The sequence below is a fragment of the Paraburkholderia fungorum genome (assembly GCF_003610895.1).
GTDB classification, from domain to species: domain Bacteria; phylum Pseudomonadota; class Gammaproteobacteria; order Burkholderiales; family Burkholderiaceae; genus Paraburkholderia; species Paraburkholderia fungorum_B.
The window spans coordinates 25196-41909 of the sequence record NZ_MCAS01000047.1 but is presented as its reverse complement, the minus strand read 5'-3'; the positions used below and the strand labels follow the sequence as shown (position 1 = coordinate 41909).

At 62.2% G+C, this 16714-nt stretch carries 12 protein-coding genes; 5 read left to right on the top strand and 7 right to left on the bottom strand.

Annotated features, from left to right (window positions below):
- The 4 genes from BCY88_RS33060 to BCY88_RS33045 form a co-directional block, all read left to right on the top strand.
- Window positions 1-1197 (top strand): porin (locus BCY88_RS33060; RefSeq protein ID WP_259461515.1); only part of this gene is annotated, 1197 nt, incomplete at its 5' end.
- Window positions 1198-1449: 252 nt separating this feature from the next.
- Window positions 1450-3006, top strand: a complete 1557-nt coding sequence (locus BCY88_RS33055) for a methyl-accepting chemotaxis protein (RefSeq protein ID WP_120348318.1) — start codon at window positions 1450-1452, stop codon at window positions 3004-3006.
- Window positions 3007-3868: 862 nt separating this feature from the next.
- Entirely contained in the window at window positions 3869-5947 is a 2079-nt protein-coding gene (locus BCY88_RS33050) for a LamG-like jellyroll fold domain-containing protein (protein ID WP_404935755.1), read from the top strand.
- A gap of 621 nt (window positions 5948-6568) precedes the next feature.
- On the top strand, window positions 6569-8875 hold the full coding sequence (locus tag BCY88_RS33045; protein ID WP_259461593.1) for a patatin-like phospholipase family protein: 2307 nt from the start codon (window positions 6569-6571) through the stop codon (window positions 8873-8875).
- 72 nt (window positions 8876-8947) lie between these two features.
- Here the strand turns inward: BCY88_RS33045 and BCY88_RS33040 are convergent, their stop codons facing one another.
- The 6 genes from BCY88_RS33040 to BCY88_RS33015 form a co-directional block, all read right to left on the bottom strand.
- Window positions 8948-9151: a Rossmann-fold NAD(P)-binding domain-containing protein gene (locus BCY88_RS33040; protein ID WP_259461592.1), complete on the bottom strand. Its 204-nt coding sequence runs from the start codon at window positions 9149-9151 to the stop codon at window positions 8948-8950.
- A 2-nt stretch (window positions 9152-9153) separates the two neighbouring features.
- Window positions 9154-10332: an acetate/propionate family kinase gene (locus BCY88_RS33035; RefSeq protein ID WP_120348316.1), complete on the bottom strand. Its 1179-nt coding sequence runs from the start codon at window positions 10330-10332 to the stop codon at window positions 9154-9156.
- Between the two features lie 14 nt (window positions 10333-10346).
- Window positions 10347-11288, bottom strand: coding sequence for a phosphate acetyltransferase (locus BCY88_RS33030; protein WP_120348315.1), 942 nt, complete (start codon window positions 11286-11288; stop codon window positions 10347-10349).
- A 603-nt stretch (window positions 11289-11891) separates the two neighbouring features.
- Window positions 11892-13898, bottom strand: coding sequence for a bifunctional DedA family/phosphatase PAP2 family protein (locus tag BCY88_RS33025; protein ID WP_120348314.1), 2007 nt, complete (start codon window positions 13896-13898; stop codon window positions 11892-11894).
- Between the two features lie 102 nt (window positions 13899-14000).
- Window positions 14001-14708, bottom strand: coding sequence for a glycine zipper 2TM domain-containing protein (locus BCY88_RS33020; RefSeq protein WP_120348313.1), 708 nt, complete (start codon window positions 14706-14708; stop codon window positions 14001-14003).
- 114 nt (window positions 14709-14822) lie between these two features.
- Window positions 14823-15467: an HD domain-containing protein gene (locus BCY88_RS33015; RefSeq protein WP_120348325.1), complete on the bottom strand. Its 645-nt coding sequence runs from the start codon at window positions 15465-15467 to the stop codon at window positions 14823-14825.
- Window positions 15468-15646: 179 nt separating this feature from the next.
- On the opposite strand from BCY88_RS33015, the gene BCY88_RS33010 reads away from it, so the two are divergent.
- Window positions 15647-15985, top strand: coding sequence for a hypothetical protein (locus BCY88_RS33010; RefSeq protein ID WP_120348324.1), 339 nt, complete (start codon window positions 15647-15649; stop codon window positions 15983-15985).
- A gap of 3 nt (window positions 15986-15988) precedes the next feature.
- Here the strand turns inward: BCY88_RS33010 and BCY88_RS33005 are convergent, their stop codons facing one another.
- Window positions 15989-16630 carry a GntR family transcriptional regulator gene (locus BCY88_RS33005; protein ID WP_120348312.1) on the bottom strand — a complete coding sequence of 214 codons (642 nt, stop codon included), beginning with the start codon at window positions 16628-16630 and terminating at the stop codon, window positions 15989-15991.
- Window positions 16631-16714 lie beyond the last annotated feature (84 nt).

Below are 16714 nucleotides of genomic sequence, written 5' to 3'. Positions count from 1 at the left end.
GCAACCTCGGCCCTTGGGTTGGTCGCCCTCGGCGCGCACGCTCAGAGCAGCGTGACGTTGTACGGCGTCGTCGATACGGGGATCGGCTATCAGAGCAGCCAGACGTCGCTGGGTTCGACGTCGGGGGGCCGTTCGGTGATCAAGATGGTGAACGGCATCTGGGCGGGCAGCCGCTTCGGCCTGAAGGGCGGTGAAGATCTGGGCGGCGGCACGAAGGCGATCTTCCAGTTGGAAGAGGGCTTCAACAGCGCAACCGGCGCGCAATCCGTTTCCGGTCTGGCGTTCAACCGTCAGGCGTACGTCGGCGTGACCAATGCCACCTACGGTTCGCTGACCGCAGGGCGCCAGTACACGTCGTACTACACGCTGCTGTCGCCCTATAGCCCGACTACGTGGCTGACGGGCGCTTACGGCGCACACCCGGGCGATATCGATTCGCTGGATACGCTGTACCGCGCGAATAACTCGCTGGTGTACACGTCGCCGAGCATGCATGGCCTGACGGTGAGCGGTTCGTACTCGCTGGGCGGCGTGGCGGGCAGCACCAATGCCGGTTCGACGTACAGCGCGGCGGTTCAGTACCTGAACGGCCCGTTCGGGATCGCGGCAGGCTACCAGCGCATCAATAACGCGGCGGTGGGCGGCGGTGCGTGGGATCCTAACTCCACGACCTCGAATGGCGGTGCGCAGACGGCGGTGTCGGGCATCAACAACGGCTATCAGACGGCGCAGGCGCAGCAGCGCGTTGCCGTGACGGGCGGCTATGCGTTCAGCTCGCAATGGGACATCTCGTTCTCGTATTCGAACGTGCAATACATCCCGGGCGTGAACTCGGCGTTCCACAACGAGGCGATCTTCAACACGGCTGGCGCAGTGCTGCACTACAAGCCGCTGACGGCACTGGATCTGGCTGCCGGCTACAGCTACACGCGTGCGACGCAGGCGAACGGCATTACGAGCGCGGCGAGCTATCAGCAGTTCAATCTCTCGCAGTACTACAGTCTGTCCAAGCGGACCGGCCTGTATGCGCTGGAGGCTTACCAGCGTGCGGGTGGCCAGACTCTCGCGCCGAACAAGGCCGGCACGGCCACGAGCATCATCAATGCAACGGCCGATATCGGCGACGGTCAGAACGGCGCGCCGTCTTCGTCACGCAGCCAGTTCGCGGCAGGCGTGGGCATTATTCACCGCTTCTAGGAGCATGGCGTGGCGGCGCAGCGTTGCTCCGCCACGGCAATATCTTCCGATACGTCTTGGTCCGACGGCAATGCGCGTTGCCGGGACATCGGATGAATGGGACATATCACGGCGCCGTACTCGAGCAAGGCTTCAACGCAAGGCCTGGTCGGACTGTCGCTATCGCAGTCGGTGGCGACACTTGGTAGTCTTAAAGAAACATGTCGAAATTGCCGTTAGACGCGCAGATAGTTATCAAATTGGGGCGTTCGCATGAAGTTGTCCACAAAGTTGCTGATCCTGGTTGCCGCCGCCTTGTTCGGCGTTGTACTCGTTGCCGCAACCGCTGTTCAGACCGTGCGCAGCTCGCTTGTGGACAGTCGGAGGGAGGAGATCGTCATTCTTCTGACGAAGGCCGAGCATCTTGTCGATCACTACCGCGATCTGCAGTCGCGTGGCGTGCTGACGCGCGACCAGGCTCAACAGGCAGCTAAAGACGCACTCTCCCAACTTAACGCGAACACGAAAAGCTATTACTGGGTCACCACGGCCGATGGCGTGAATCTGGTCCACCCGATTGCCCGGTTCATCGGCACGAGAGCCAAGGGCAATAAAACCACCACAGGATTGACCGACAGCGAGGCCTATCGTGCGGGCATGGCGGCCTCGCATTTTGCGCTTGTCGACGTGCTCGTAAAGCGCACTCCTGATGCAACCCCGGAGCCGAAGTTGCAAGGCGTGGTTGCGATACCCGATTGGGACTGGTGGATCGGTACCGGTTTCTTCTATGACGATATCAACGCAGCGTTCATGAAGCTCGTCATCGTTCTCGGTTCCATTGCAGCCGGCATCTTCGTTGCGATCGGCGCGATCGCATGGGCCGCGATACGCAGCGTGAACAGGGCGCTCGGCGGGGACCCGGCTTATGCGACCCATATCGCCACGCAAATTGCAGGCGGCAATCTGGCCATCGACGTCGAAGTGGGAAGGGCGCCGCCGGGCAGCCTGCTGTACGTGCTGAACGACATGAAGTCAAAGCTCGCGGCCATCGTGTCCGAGATCCAGTCAGTGAGTCATTCGATCGCAACGGGCTCAGGCGAAATCGCCCAAGGCAACCTGGATCTGTCCCAACGCACCGAGAAGCAGGCGGCGTCATTGCAGGAAACGGCCGCCAGCATGGAGCAGATTACGGCGAACGTTAAGCAGAATGCGGACAGCGCGCGACAGGCGAGTGGGCTTGCCAACGCGGCGACAGAGACCACGGCGCGCGGGGGTTCCGCGGTGCAGGAAGTAGTCGGGACGATGAAGCAGATCGAGAGCGAGTCGAAAAAAATCGCGGAGATCACCTCGGTTATCGAAGGGATTGCCTTCCAGACCAACATCCTTGCGCTCAATGCCGCTGTCGAGGCGGCGCGGGCGGGCGAGGAGGGGCGCGGTTTCGCTGTCGTAGCAGGCGAAGTTCGCGCCCTTGCACAACGCAGCGCCTCGGCTGCGAAAGACATCAAGAGCCTGATCCAGGCGTCAGTGGCTAATGTCAGCGGCGGCACCCGGCTGGTCGAGGTAGCCGGCAGTCGGATGGCCGAGATCGAACAGTCGATTCACCGGGTAACCGGCATCATGAGCGAGATTACCTCCGCGTCGGAGGAGCAGAGCACGGGCATTGACCAGGTCAGCCGTGCGGTGTCGCTGATGGATGAAGTGACGCAGCAGAATGCTGCACTGGTGGAGCAGGCGGCCGCAGCTGCGGCGTCGCTCGACGAACAGGTAGGGCGACTGCGTTCTGTGGTGGCGGTATTTCGGGTAGTCGCGACACCTCCCGCGCGGTCTTAGTCGGCGTTGACGTGCCCATGTTTCGTCGCGGGGCGCGCCCGGTTGTTGTTCAGCAATCGCCCGTCTCCTTCATCGGGATTGCACATAACCTCACGAGGAAATCAGGAAATCCTGATAGACGACGGCTGTCATCGTGGCCAAGCTACATTGCGCAGAAGTGAGCTCGCCCGCGTGATGCACATCTCGTGTGCAATACATCGGAGCGTTCCTATACCTGGCCTCAATATTGCCGAGAAAACGGCATGGGCATCACGCACAGCGCGGCTTCTTTGGACGGACAACATTTGGGTGGCGATCATCGGACGCACGGCACCGGTGCGACCGTCGTTCGCTGATCCGGTCTGCACAGGCAATCTGTGCTCGCGCTGGCCGTCTGGAGCGTCATGGATATGGAAGCGGTAAGAACTGCATTCGGGACGAGGCCATGGCGGCGTCCCTGAGGTCGAGCTTCGCGAGATCGGATTTTTCGTTCCCACGGCGAAGCGTAAACTTGAGTTCCAAATCGTTATTTCGTTATGCAAAACATGGTCACCTGCGTTGCTTGAAGAAAATCAGATTTCTTCCTAAAGCCTTCTATTGCACGAGCCGTTATTAAGGCTGCACGTCTTTTCTCCCAGTTACCTCGGCCGAAGAGCAAACGTTTGCGCCGGCACATCACCTCATACACTATTTGAACCGAAGGAGAGCATTTTTGGCCAATACCCAGAAGAGCGGACCAGGCGCCGGGCACGATGACGGGAGCACGGCCATTTCACGGCGTACGTTTCTGTACAGCCTCGGCGCGCTAGCGCTATCGGCATGCGGTGGAGAGGGTTCGATCGCTTCAGCAGGAGAGAGCACGGGCGCGGCGCGAGCCTTGGCCATGGCAGCGAACGACACGCTCGTTCGAACCGCGACTGGCGAGACCGCCGTCTCCACAAGCGCGGCCTTCGTGCATCCTGGCCTACTGCATCTGCAGTCGGACTTCGACCGGATGGCGGCCAAGGTCGGCGCGCAGGCTGCACCGTGGTACGACGGCTGGCAGGCGCTGACCACAAACGGGCATTCGAACACGAATCAGACACTCCTCGCACAGTCCGTGATCACGCGCACCGCGACGGGCGGCAGTTATCCGCATCTGATGCAGAACATCGCGGCCGCCTATGCCAATGCGGTGTACTGGAAGGTGACTGGCAGTAAGACACACGCTGACACAGCCGTGAAGATCATGAACGGATGGTCTTCGACGTTGCAGCAGGTCACGGGCGACACGAACCAGGATCTTGCCGCGGGCATCTACGGCTACGAGTTTGCGATCGTCGGCGAAATCATGCGAAGTTACTCCGGCCTGTCGGCAGCGGACCTCGCCGCATTCCAGTCGATGATGAAGAACGTCTTCTATCCGATCAACAACGACTTCCTGAATCGCCATAACGGGACAGACATCACGCATTACTGGGCCAACTGGGATCTTTGCAACATCGCTTCGATCATGGCAATCGGCGTGCTGTGCGACGACCATGCGCTGTTCGACCAGGCGGTCAATTACTTCCTCTACGGTCCCGGCAACGGCGCGATCAGACAGGCCGTCTATTACCTGCATCCGGGCTACCTTGGACAATGGCAGGAGACCGGCCGCGACCAGGGGCACACCACGCTTGGCATCGCGCTCGGCGGCGCGATCTGCGAGATGGCCTGGAACCAGGGCATCGATCTGTACGGCTACGACAACAATCGCTTCCTCGCCGGCGCGGAGTATGTCGCGAAGTCCAATCTGTATGAGCCGGACGGCACGACGATCTACACGGTTCCTTACCTGACCTACACCAACAAGGACGTCTCGCAGACACAGCTTTCGACGGCCTCGCAACCGACCCTTCGCTCGTGTTGGGCGCTCGTGTACAACCACTACGTCAATCGGAAAGGGTTGGCGGCGCCCTGGGCGCAGAAGATGGCTGCGCAAGTCCAGCCGGAAGGCGGCCCAACCGGTGGCGCGAGCGGGGCATTCGATCAGTTGGGGTACGGCACGTTGACTTTTACCCGCGACCCCGTTGCGCCGGCCGTCGCACCGAGCGGGCTGACCGCACGGCCGGGCGCGGGACAGGTTGTGCTGTCGTGGTGGGGCGTTGCCAACGGCACGAGCTACAACGTGAAGCGCGCGGCAAACTCCGGCGGCCCGTACGCGACGATCGCTCGCGGCGTCACCGATTCCCTGATGTACACCGACAGTCCGTCGCCGGGCACCTGGTACTACGTCGTGAGCGCTCAGACGCCGTCGGGCGAGAGCGCGAACTCGGCCGAAGCCATCGCTGTCAACGGGGTGCAGTTGCATACCTGGTTGAAGTTCGACGAAACCAGCGGCACCGCCGCCGATTCGAGTGGCAACGGTCATGCAGGCACACTCGTCGGTGGGGTCACGCATGCGGCCGGAAAATCCAATGGCGCAGTTTCGTTCGACGGTTCGAGCGGTTACGTGAGCTTGCCCAACGACCTCGTCGCTGATGTGGCGGATTTCACGGTCGCGGCATGGGTGTGCTGGAACGGCGGCGCAGCGTGGCAGCGCGTGTTCGATTTCGGCGCCGGCACGGGACGCTATTTATACTTGTCGCCCAAGGGCGGCCCGGATAATCGTGTGCGCTTTGCGATCACGACCAACGGGGCCTACGGCGAATATCGGCTCGACGGCACTGCGGCATTGCCGGCAGGCCAATGGACGCACGTGGCGGTTACGCTGTCAGGCACGACACTAACGCTCTACATAAACGGCGCGGCAGTGAACAGCTTGAGCAACGTTCCGTTTGCGCCGTGGCGCCTCGGTCCGACAGCGCAGAACTGGATCGGACGTTCGCAGTATTCAACGGATCCGTATTTCAACGGCCTCGTCGACGAGTTCCGGATCTATCGCGGCGCGCTTTCGGTCAGTCAGGTTACGGCACTTGCGCAGGGCATGTCTTCCGTTTGAACGGTTACGCTGACCGCACGGGCCGGGCGTCGCGCACGCCGCGCCCGGCCGGGCGTTGTCAGGTTGTGAAGTTGGCTGCGTAAGATGACGCGATGAAAGAATCGAAATCGCGCCGTCACGCTCATCGTTTCTCAGCCGGCGCCATCAGTTGCGCAGCTCGGCAGTATTTCCCCCAGTTGAGCTTGCGCGGCACCGAAGAGTTGTTCTTCGAGCGCGGCGCGATTCGGCGCGCCTCACAAAATCACCGAAGTCACCCGAACTCCATCCTGCGTTTTCTGAGGGACGACCTCTCCCGCGCCCTTTCAGCCTCCGTCTCGACAAGTTGACAACGCCCGCGCGAGCTTTCGGTTTGCTTGCGCAACATTCAACTGTTTGTAGGCTTCTTCATGAGGCGATTCAATTTATTCGCGAACCGTATCAAGACTGCATTTAGGGGTCTGCACAGCCAGGCCAGATCGGTTAAAGTCCGGGATCGCGTCATGAGGGGGCGAGGCGGAAGCTCTCTTCCTGCAATCCAGCTCGCAAGCGGCGATAAGACAGGATCTAATTTCACATAATATTCCGCTTTACTAACTATTTCATGGTATGACCGCGCCAAAAGCACACAAAAAAGAGCCGGGAATGGCCGCATCCGTTTCACATCGCCTTGTTGATCGTTGTCTGCGCGGATCAGGCGCGCTCATCGTGATGCTATGTCTGGCTGTACTGCCCCGGCAAGCGAGTGCTGTCGACAAGGCGTGCACGGTCGACGGAGGCCCGGCCAATCGGCAATCGATTGGCCTCGTGCTCTCGGGTGGCGGCGCGCGCGGCTACGCGCACCTGGGCGTGCTGAAGGTGCTCGAAGACAACCACATTCCGGTCGACTGTATCGCCGCCACGAGCATGGGTTCGGTGGTGGGTGGCCTGTACGCGAGCGGCATGACTGCGCAGGAAATGGAAACGCGTCTCGCGCAGATCAATCTGGCCGATATCGCCTTCGACGTGACCGAGCGCGCGGATCTGCCGCAATCGCAACGCGAAGACGAGCGGCTCTACGCCGGCAGCCTCTCGTTAGGCTTCGACCACAAGGGCTTCAAGCTGCCGGCAGGACTCGTGCAAGGTAACCGTTTGCAGGCCTTGCTGCAGGATTGGACCGCAGCGAGTTCAGGGATTGCCTCGTTCAACCAGTTGCCGATCCCGTTTCGGGCGATTGCCACGGACCTGCAGACCGGCCAGAAGGTCGTGCTCGAGAACGGCTCGTTGCCGCAAGCCATCCGCGCCAGTATCGCGCTGCCGGGTTTGTTCGCGCCCGCCGAGGTAGACGGCCGGACACTGGTCGACGGCGGCCTCGTCAGCAACCTGCCCATCGAAACCGCTCGTGACATGGGCGCGCAAGTGGTGATTGCGGTCGATATCGGTTCGCCGCTACGCCCGCTCGACGCACTCGCCTCTCCCGCGGACGTGCTGCAGCAGATGATCGGCATCCTGATTCACCAGAACGTTGCGCGCCAGCGTGAACAGCTCGATGCCAATGACGTGCTGATCGAACCGTCGCTTGGTTCGTTGAGCTTTACCGACTTCGCTAATGCCCCGCAGGCAATTGCGGCAGGGGAGGCCGCGGCGCGCGCAGCATTGCCCAGACTGCAGCATCTCGCGTTGTCGCCGGAACAGTACGCGGCATGGCGCGCCGCGCACACGACGCCTGCCGCCAAGCCCGTACGGGTTACCCGCATCGCGGTGAAGTCGCACGGCGCGGTGTCCGAGCGGCGCATCCTCGAAGCGCTGCACGTGCACCCGGGCGACGTCTACGATCCGAAGTCGCTCAACAAGGATCTGCTTGCGCTCACCACGGCAGGCGACTTCGAAAGCGTCACGCAGCAACTGGTCAACGACGGCGACAATCACACGCTCGTCGTCGATGCCCGCGACAAACCGTGGGGACCGAATTTCCTGCTGTTCGGTGTCGGCCTGTCGGCCAGTTCCTCGGACGAAGGGGGTTTCCGCCTGCATCTGGGCTATCGCCGGCCGTGGTTGACACCCTCCGGGCTCGAAGGGCTCGTGGATGCCACGGTGGGCAGCGACCTGTTGTTCTTTCATGGCGAATTACGCCAGCCGCTCTCGGATTCGTATGGCTACTACGTCGCGCCCTATCTGGAGTTCCGGCGCAGCTATGCGAATGTCTTCCAGGACGATCCGTATATCAAACTCACTCAATATCAGCAGCAGACCGAACGCGCCGGCCTGGATTTTGGTCTGCCGCTCTCCAACCTGGGTGACTTCCGGATAGGTGTTGCGTATGCGCATGGTTTCGCGTCGCCGCAATACAACTTTGAGAATACCGATGACAATGGCAACGACGCTGGCCTGTTCTTTCCCGACATCTACGGGCGCGAGTTCACGGCACGCGCACGCCTTGTCATTGACCAGCTGGACGATTCGCGCTTTGCACGCAAGGGCTACTACTTCGAAGCGCGCGCGGAACGCTCACTTTTCGCGCAGCCCCAGAACACCTTCACCGAGCTCTATGGCAAAGCGCTGGTGGCGGCGAGCTACGGGCGTCAAAGCATCAATGCCAGTATTGAAGCTGGCAAGGACTTCCAGAACACCAACCCGGTCGATCCATTCGGCTTCACGCTCGGCGGCTTCCAGCATCTGTCCGCCTATGCAGCCGATCAACTGGCGGGCAATTCGATGCTCTACGGCCAGGTGACGTACATGAACGAGCTGATGACGTTTGCCGCGTCGCCCTTCCATGCGCTTTTCGCCGGTCTGAGCCTCGAAGCCGGCAACGTGTGGGACGGTCCCGTTCAATACGGCGGCGGACCGCTCAAGCGCAGCATCACGTTCTTCACCAGTGTGACCAGTTCGTTCGGGCCGATCTATTTCGGTGTCGCGTTTGCGCCGGGCGGTCGCAGCAACCTCTACTTCCAGTTGGGACACACCTATTGAGCGATGGGTGGCTACGCCGGCTACACTTGCTCAACGTTGCCGCTCGCAGCCCGAGCTGAAACGCGAGCGCTTTCACTCTGCATAAAGATCGGGCTGCGATTCCCTTACGTGTGGTTCAACGTAGGCCTTCGCTTTATTGTTCAAACAGGTGGCGGATAGTTCCGCTCCGAGTTCGCGGAATGGTCGTGCGCATTCGTGGATGATTGAATGCTCGTTCGCAATGCCAACAATCAACACCTTCGGCTCCGCGAAAGTCAGGACAGAAAGCGTGTCCACGCTTAACTCTCCAACCGGTGCAGCGCGTGCCTCGCGATCATCAGCTCTTCGTTGGTCGGAATAACCCAGACGTCGACGGCGCTTTGCGGATCGCTGATGCGCGGTCCGTGCTGCGCATTCGCCTGCGTATCGAGTGAGACACCCAGCCATGCGGCCGCGCGACACACGCGTTCGCGCACGGGCGCCGCATATTCGCCGATACCGGCCGTGAAGACGATGGCGTCGATCCCGCCGAGTGCGGCGGCGAGCGAACCGAGTTCGCGCGAGATCCGGTAGCAGAGGAGGTCGATGGCTTCGGCGGCCGCGGGTGCGTCGCTGGTGAGCAGGGTGCGCATGTCGCTCGAAATACCGGAGACGCCCAGCAAGCCCGAGCGCTTGTAGAGCATGGTTTCTATCGCATGCGCATCCATGTGCGCCTCCTCCATCATCCACAGCACCACGCCGGGATCCAGGCTTCCCGAGCGTGTGCCCATGACCAGCCCTTCGACTGCGGTGAAGCCCATCGTACTGGCGATACTCCTGCCGTGATGCAGTGCCGTCATGCTTGCGCCGTTGCCGAGATGCAGCACGACTGTCTTGCCGTACGCAGCGCGTTCGTCGTATTGCGGCAGAACGCTCGCGATGTACTCATACGAGAGACCGTGAAACCCATAACGCCGCACGCCGCGCTGTGTGATTTCGGGCGGTAGCGCAAAGCGGGTCGCCACGGCGGGCTGGGTATGGTGGAACGCGGTGTCGAAGCAGGCGATTTGCGGCACCTGCGGATCACGCGCCGCGATCGAGCGGATCGCCGCCAGGTTGTGAGGCTGATGCAGCGGCGCAAGCGGAATGAGCGCCTCGAGTTCGGCGAGCACATTCGCGTCGATACGCACGGGCGCTGAGTAACGTTCGCCGCCATGCACGACGCGGTGGCCGACGGCGACGAGGCGCGCGTCGCCTGCGTGCGCGCGAAGCCATTCCAGCAGGAATGCGATCGCATTGTCATGGCCAAGACGTTCACCTGCTGGCCAGCGCTTGTCTTCGACGATCTCGCCGTCTTGCCGTTTGACCTGAAAGTGCGGGTTGGTGTAGATCTCTTCGATCTTGCCGCCGGCGATGGGGTCGAGTTTGCCGTCGCGTGCGGAGAACGCGTGAAACTTGATGCTGGAAGACCCCGCATTGATGACCAGAATGACGTCCATGCGTGAGCCCCTTTTCAGACGATGGCGGCGGCAGACTTCTCGCGCCGCGCGAGCGCGACGAGCGACGCGACTGCGCATGACGCAAGCCGTGTGATCACCGAATCGGCGCGGCTGGTGAGGATGATGGGCACCTTCGCGCCCAGCACGATGCCGGCGGCATCCGCACCGGCGAGAAACGACAGGCTCTTGGCGAGCAGATTGCCGGATTCGAGGTCCGGTACGACCAGCACGTTGGCATGGCCGGCCACAGGCGACGAGATGCCTTTGATTTTCGCGGCCTCTTCACTGATTGCGTTGTCGAGAGCGAGCGGGCCGTCGAGAATACCGCCCGTAATCTGCTGGCGGTCAGCCATTTTGCATAGCGCGGCGGCGTCGAGCGTCGACGGCACTTTGGAGTTCACGGTTTCCATCGCGGAGAGGATCGCCACTCTCGCGGCCGGAAAACGCAATGCGTGGGCGAGGTCGATCGCGTTCTGCACGATATCGCGTTTTTCGTCGAGTGTCGGCGAGATGTTCACCGCCGCGTCGGTGATGATCAGGGCATCCGCGCGGCCGGGCACGTCCATCACGAAGCAATGGCTGACGCGCCGCTCGGTGCGTAACCCTGTGCCTCGCGCGACCACCGCGGCCATCAGTTCGTCCGTGTGCAGCGAGCCTTTCATCAGCGCTTCTGCCTTGCCTTCATGCACGAGTTGCACGGCGATTTCTGCTGCCGCATGACTGTGCGGCACGTCGACGATGGGCAGATCGCCGAGGTCAAGCTTGCCTTCTCGCGCGGCCGCTTCGAGCTTGGCGCGCGGCGCCACGAGTATCGGCGCAATCAGACCAAGGCGGGCGGCTTCGATCACGGAGGACAAGGAATCGTGATCGCATGGGTGCGCGACGGCGGTTGGCAATGGCGGCAGCGTCGTGGCGAAAGCGACCAGCCGCTCGTATTTCTCGCGTTTATGTTCCATCTTCTGCGCCTCCGATTAGCTGGGTTGCGGGTGTTGACGGCGAAATGACATTGCGGCACAAGCATCTGGTGACCTCGCGCGGCAGAAAAATCATTGATTGAGCATTGTTATGCTCTGTGCCGCACTGCATCACCCCGGTGCAGTTTAGGCGGTGATGATGGGTCTGGCAATTGGAATCGGAATGAGCCCGGTCACGCAGCAACAATCGATGCTGTCGAGCCTGGCGCGCTATCTTGCACCACGCCAACAGGTGAAATTTTCTTTGCAATGAAGAGGTCAACGACATGAGGAGTACGATGCATATCGATGCCATCGTGGCATCGTCAGGTCGATATGACGCAAGCCTTGTTTCGCGTGCGACCTCATCGACACGTCGCCAGTAACGACAGCGAATTTCCCCGCGAGGTTTATGCCCCGGATCATGATCCGAATCCGCGAATGGCATCGCTCAGGTTATCCACAGAAAATGTTCATATCCTTGTGGACAAGTCCAGGCCAACGTCGCCAAGTGATTGAACGCAGGGTGATTTCTGCGGAATTGCGGCGAGCATGCCGATCAAGGCAAAACCAGGCAGAACCAGGCAAACTCAGGAAAACCGCTGCTCATTCCACCGGAGAGGCCAGCAGCGACACCGGTACGCCATGGCAACTCACTCTGGCCACGAGCGACGCGGCGAGGCCGGCGCTCGTTTTTGCGTGAGCATCGAATGACGACACTTCTTTGTCGACCCGCAGGATGTTGATCGGCCACGATGCCCGGGAGAGCCGCTCGTGCGCGAAAGCGCCGACCCACAGCGGAGCGCTCGACGCACCGTTATCCACGGTATAGCCGCTCGGCCAGAAGCGCAGGACGTCGCGCTCGTCGCGCGCGCTGCCAGGACGCATGAAGACCAGCGACGAGGGCACGCCATTGTTCAGCTTCGGCAAAACCGGCAGCGATACCGCCGCCACATTCGGCGAGGCGAGCGAGAGCAGGCTATGCGCGGACAGATCGGTGCCTTCGATCCATCCCTGCGCGCGCAGTTGTCCCCGGATTGAATCGAGGTTCGACACCCATTGCAACGTGAGCGGCTCCTTGCGATCGCCGCCCATATCGGAGCGATAGCAGGGTAATGTCTTCGAAACCGACTCGGTCCACTGCGCCTGCGTCACCATCACGGGCGGTGGGCGCAGCGCGTTGTCCGGCGGCGGCACGGGTGGATTCACGCTCAGTTGCACGCCCACGCTCACCAGCATCACCACCAGAACCAGGACCGGCATGAAGCCGCGTGAGGGCGGCACCTCCGGATGCCGCAACATGGCCGTGAGCGCGACGATGGCCACCCAGATGTATGCAAGCGCGGCGCCGCCGATCGCGTCGGAGAGCCAGTATCGGCCGAAGTAAAGTCCCGCCAGCGCGATCACGAACACGACGACCGTACTCGCGGTCGCCACGAACAAGCCTTCCAGCATGCCGACCCGCCGTGCGAGCAGGAATGCGAGGAACCCGTAGACGATCACCGTCGCGGCGACGTGGTTGCTCGGAAACACGTAGGCGTCGGACAGCAGTTCATTGGGCGGCGCGCGGTGCATGGCGAACTGCAAGGCGAGGATCAGTAGTTGTGAAAACACCACCGCGGCGAGCCAGTAACCGATAGTGCGCCAACGCCGTTCCACCAGCATCCACACCACCACCGTCGCGACCAGCGCAGTCAGCGTGAAGACGCTGCCGAGCGTGGCGAGCCCCGCAAGAACGGTGTCGCTCCAGGGCGTGCGCACCGACTGAAGGAAGTGATAGACGGAAAGATCGACGCCGACCAGCGGGTCGCCGCTGATGACGTCTTCGAGAACGCCGAAGAAGAGCGCGCCCGACACCAGCACGATCAGCGACGTCACGATGACGCTGCTGGCATCCGGCTGTTCGGGGTCCAGCAACCTCCGCGCGAGCCGGCCGAACGGGCCGGGATGGCGGCAGGCCCAGCTTCCCAGATAGCGGCCCGCCGCGCTCGACCACGCGCTGGCATGCGAGAGCAGGAACCCCATCGCGCGAAAACTCAGCCAGACGATGCCCACCAGCAACGCGATGACGACAACGAGGCGGAACGACACCGCGCCGGCGAGCAAAATCGAGGCGCCGAATACCACCCCCGGCAGGATATGTGCGGGCGCCCACAGCAGCGCCGACAGCACGTTCATCGCGTAGAAGCGCGCCGGCGTCATGCCCAGCATGCCCGCCACCACCGGCACGATCGCCCGCAATGGTCCGATGAAGCGGGCAAACACGACGCTTTTGGCGCCGTGTTTCTGAAAGTAGCGGTGACCGGCTTCGAGGACCTGGGGATGGGTGCGAAACGGCCAGAGCTGCACGATTCTGGCCTTATAGCGCGTGCCGATCCAGAAGCTCATGCCGTCCCCGGCGATGGCGCCGGCGATTGCCGACAGGAATACCCAGCCGAGGCTCAGCGAGCCGGTGCCGACCAGCGCACCCGCGAGAAACATGGCCGTGCTGCCCGGGACGAAGGTGCCGATGACAGCGATAGCTTCCAGGAAGGCCGCAAGGAAGATGACCGTGAGTGTCCACGCCGGATGACCGGCAAGCAGATGCAAAAGGTGGATGTAGGCGTGCTCCATCGTGCGCGATCAGCCGTTCTGGACTAACGGTTGATCATAACGCGCACGACGTTTCCCCACATTCTCGCAGACAGGCAGCCGGTGAAATACCGGCCGCGGACCTCACGAAGCCGTCAGCGAATCGCCGGATACGCGAACCCGCTCGCCGATCTGGACGTCCGGCTGAGTCGGGTAATTGAAGTTGCGATAGCTGCCGTCCTGCATGCGGACCTGGACCTGATAGCTGGTCTGCTTGCGCACGGCGTGCTCGATGCCGTTGCCGGCGAGGCCCCCGCCCACAACCCCCGCGATGGTGGTGAGAATCTTGCCGCGTCCGCCGCCGATCTGGTTGCCGACGAGCCCGCCCGCGACCGCGCCGCCCAGTGCGCCGAGGCCGGTGGTCGGCTCAGGCGCCTCAACCGTATTGATGGCGACGACTTCGCCCGCATAAGGGTCGGCGACCGGTCGTGCCGGCGCGGCTTGATACGGTGCCTGGTAGCCCTGATTGTTTGCGTACCTCGGCGCTTCCGCGGCGGGCGTGCTGTGCGGGTGATGGACGCGCGGACGTACGGGTGCGGCCTGCTGGACGGTTTGCTGAGCCGGTTGCTGAGACTGGGGCAATTGGGCCGGCGCAACCGGAGCACTCGCGACCTGCGCCGCGATCGCGCTGACTGGCTGCGCGGGCTCCGTTACGGCGTGCGAGGTGGGCAGAAGGCCGGTCATCGCCGCGATGCCGGTGGCGCTCGCAAGAATGACGGCCACGGCCGCGCCGGCGATCAGCGGGTGAATGCGATTGCGTTGCGGGTTGCTGGGTGTGAGGTTGGTGTTCATTGCGGGCTCCGCGGGTAGATGCCTGCAATAACGCCGCAGCAGCGCCGCCGGTGTACGCCGATCGCATGCTGCTTTGTAAGCATTTGTACAACTTGCCGACGACAATCGCTTCGCTCAGATCTCGTCGGTAAATTCGTCGAGGAAACGCTGCAGACGGTCATGGCGAATCTTGGCGAGGCGCGCGCCGGTCGTCGTCTGGAAACCGGATGCCAGTTTCAACAGCTTGGTGTGGAAATGGTCGAGCGTGTACGCCGTGTCGTCCAAAGGACGCGCTGTTGCGTGCGGGTCGGCTGGGTCGTACAGGGCACGTCCCATCCGGCCGGCCACGTAAAAGCAGCGCGCGACCCCCAGCATGCCGATCGCGTCGAGCCGGTCGGCATCCTGCAGCGTTTTTGCCTCCAGCGTGGTCGGCGCGACGCCCGCCGAAAAGCTATGCGCCTCGACCGCGTGAGCTGCAGCCTGAACTTTTGCGTCCGACCAGCCGAGCGACGCGAGGACGCGCGCCGCCTTTTCTGCTGACAGGCGCGAAGCCTGTGCGCGCAGCGGCGAATTCTTCTCTACCGCGACGCAATCGTGCAGCAGCGTCGAGGCGAACAGTACCTGTGCGTCGCCGCCTTCTTCTGACTGGATGGCCGCGGCGTTCTTCCAGACGCGCTGCAGATGCGAGGTGTCATGCGAGCCGTCGCCGTTATCGTCGTACGCATGGGGCAACAGGATCGAAGCCAATTCCTGGAAGGGGGCGAAGGCGGGTTTTGTCATGGTGTCGGCGAGAAAAAAGAGCCGTGGATTATCGCCGATCACCGGTCAATGCCTGCGTTTCGGCGATGAACAAACGTGCCCGGCGGCTGGTCTTACTGTTTGACCGGTTTCCTTTCCGAGCGTGGCTGGTCGGTGTGAGGCGTTCGGCCGGGCAATTCGACGGCATCACGGAGTGGACTATGAAAATCGCGACAAAGGGTGTTTTAACGACGGTGTTGGCGATGGGGCTGATGAGCGTGGCCTATGCCCAGTCGGCCAACCTCGGGGCCAATGGGGCGGGCGGTTTGCAGGCCGGGGGCGCCAATGGCGCGGGGCAGGCTATGAGTTCGGGGACCGGCACGCCAGGCACGAACCCAACGCCGGGTCTCGGTACGGTGGGCAGTTCACCTGCGCTTGGCGGGACCGGCAACGTGGGGTCGGGTCCGGTGCTCAACAACATGCGGGCGAACGGGACCAGCCTGAATATGAGCCCGGATCCGCGAGCGCCCAATGTGACGGGAAGAGCATTCGGACAGTAATCGTCACTCAGCTCGAACCAGTTGCAAAACGATACGCTTGGCCGACGCCAGATGTTCCACCGTCATCGATCGCGCAAGGCGGGCGTTACCGCTCTCGCATGCTTCGAGAATCCTGAGATGCTCGTCCTGGAAGGCCAGGGTGTCGGCAAGCAAGGTGCTTTGCAAACGTTCGTAGCGCTCCACTTGGGCGCGCAATTCACGGATCGCTTTCAACTGCCGGCCGTTGGGGCAGGGGCGGTACAGCAGCTCATGAAACTCGCGATTCAATTCGCCCTGTCGTTGCGCGGTATCGGCGTCTCCCAGAAGCCGGTGAACGAGTTCGGCGCGCGATAACGTCTCGCTGTCCATGCGTTTGACCGCGTGGAAGACGGCGTCCCCCTCGAGCAACATGCGCAGGCCGTAGATCTCGTCCAGGTCGGACTCTGTCAGGGTCCGCACGACGGCGCCGCGATTGCGCATCAACTCGACCAGACCTTCGCCTTCGAGTTTCTGTATGGCCTCCCTCATCGGTACCCGGCTCACCCCGAATCGATCGGCGAGTTCGCGCTCGACCAGCCGTGCGCCGTCCTCCAGTTCGCCGGTCGCGATGAGTTCGCGCAGCGAGACGGCGATGGCGTCGGCCGTCGAATCCAGTTTGTGTTCCATGTGCGGTGAGTCCTTGTCATTTGGAATAATGGTATACCAAATTGGATGTGCACATATAGAATGCCTGTGGTGCGAATTCAGTTT

Coding starts and splice junctions, on each gene's coding strand:
- BCY88_RS33055 (WP_120348318.1), top strand. CDS start 1,450: ATGAAGTTGTCCACAAAGTTGCTGATCCTGGTTGCCGCCGCCTTGTTC.
- BCY88_RS33050 (WP_404935755.1), top strand. CDS start 3,869: ATGGCAGCGAACGACACGCTCGTTCGAACCGCGACTGGCGAGACCGCC.
- BCY88_RS33045 (WP_259461593.1), top strand. CDS start 6,569: ATGGCCGCATCCGTTTCACATCGCCTTGTTGATCGTTGTCTGCGCGGA.
- BCY88_RS33035 (WP_120348316.1), bottom strand. CDS start 10,332: ATGGACGTCATTCTGGTCATCAATGCGGGGTCTTCCAGCATCAAGTTT.
- BCY88_RS33030 (WP_120348315.1), bottom strand. CDS start 11,288: ATGGAACATAAACGCGAGAAATACGAGCGGCTGGTCGCTTTCGCCACG.
- BCY88_RS33025 (WP_120348314.1), bottom strand. CDS start 13,898: ATGGAGCACGCCTACATCCACCTTTTGCATCTGCTTGCCGGTCATCCG.
- BCY88_RS33020 (WP_120348313.1), bottom strand. CDS start 14,708: ATGAACACCAACCTCACACCCAGCAACCCGCAACGCAATCGCATTCAC.
- BCY88_RS33015 (WP_120348325.1), bottom strand. CDS start 15,467: ATGACAAAACCCGCCTTCGCCCCCTTCCAGGAATTGGCTTCGATCCTG.
- BCY88_RS33010 (WP_120348324.1), top strand. CDS start 15,647: ATGAAAATCGCGACAAAGGGTGTTTTAACGACGGTGTTGGCGATGGGG.
- BCY88_RS33005 (WP_120348312.1), bottom strand. CDS start 16,630: ATGGAACACAAACTGGATTCGACGGCCGACGCCATCGCCGTCTCGCTG.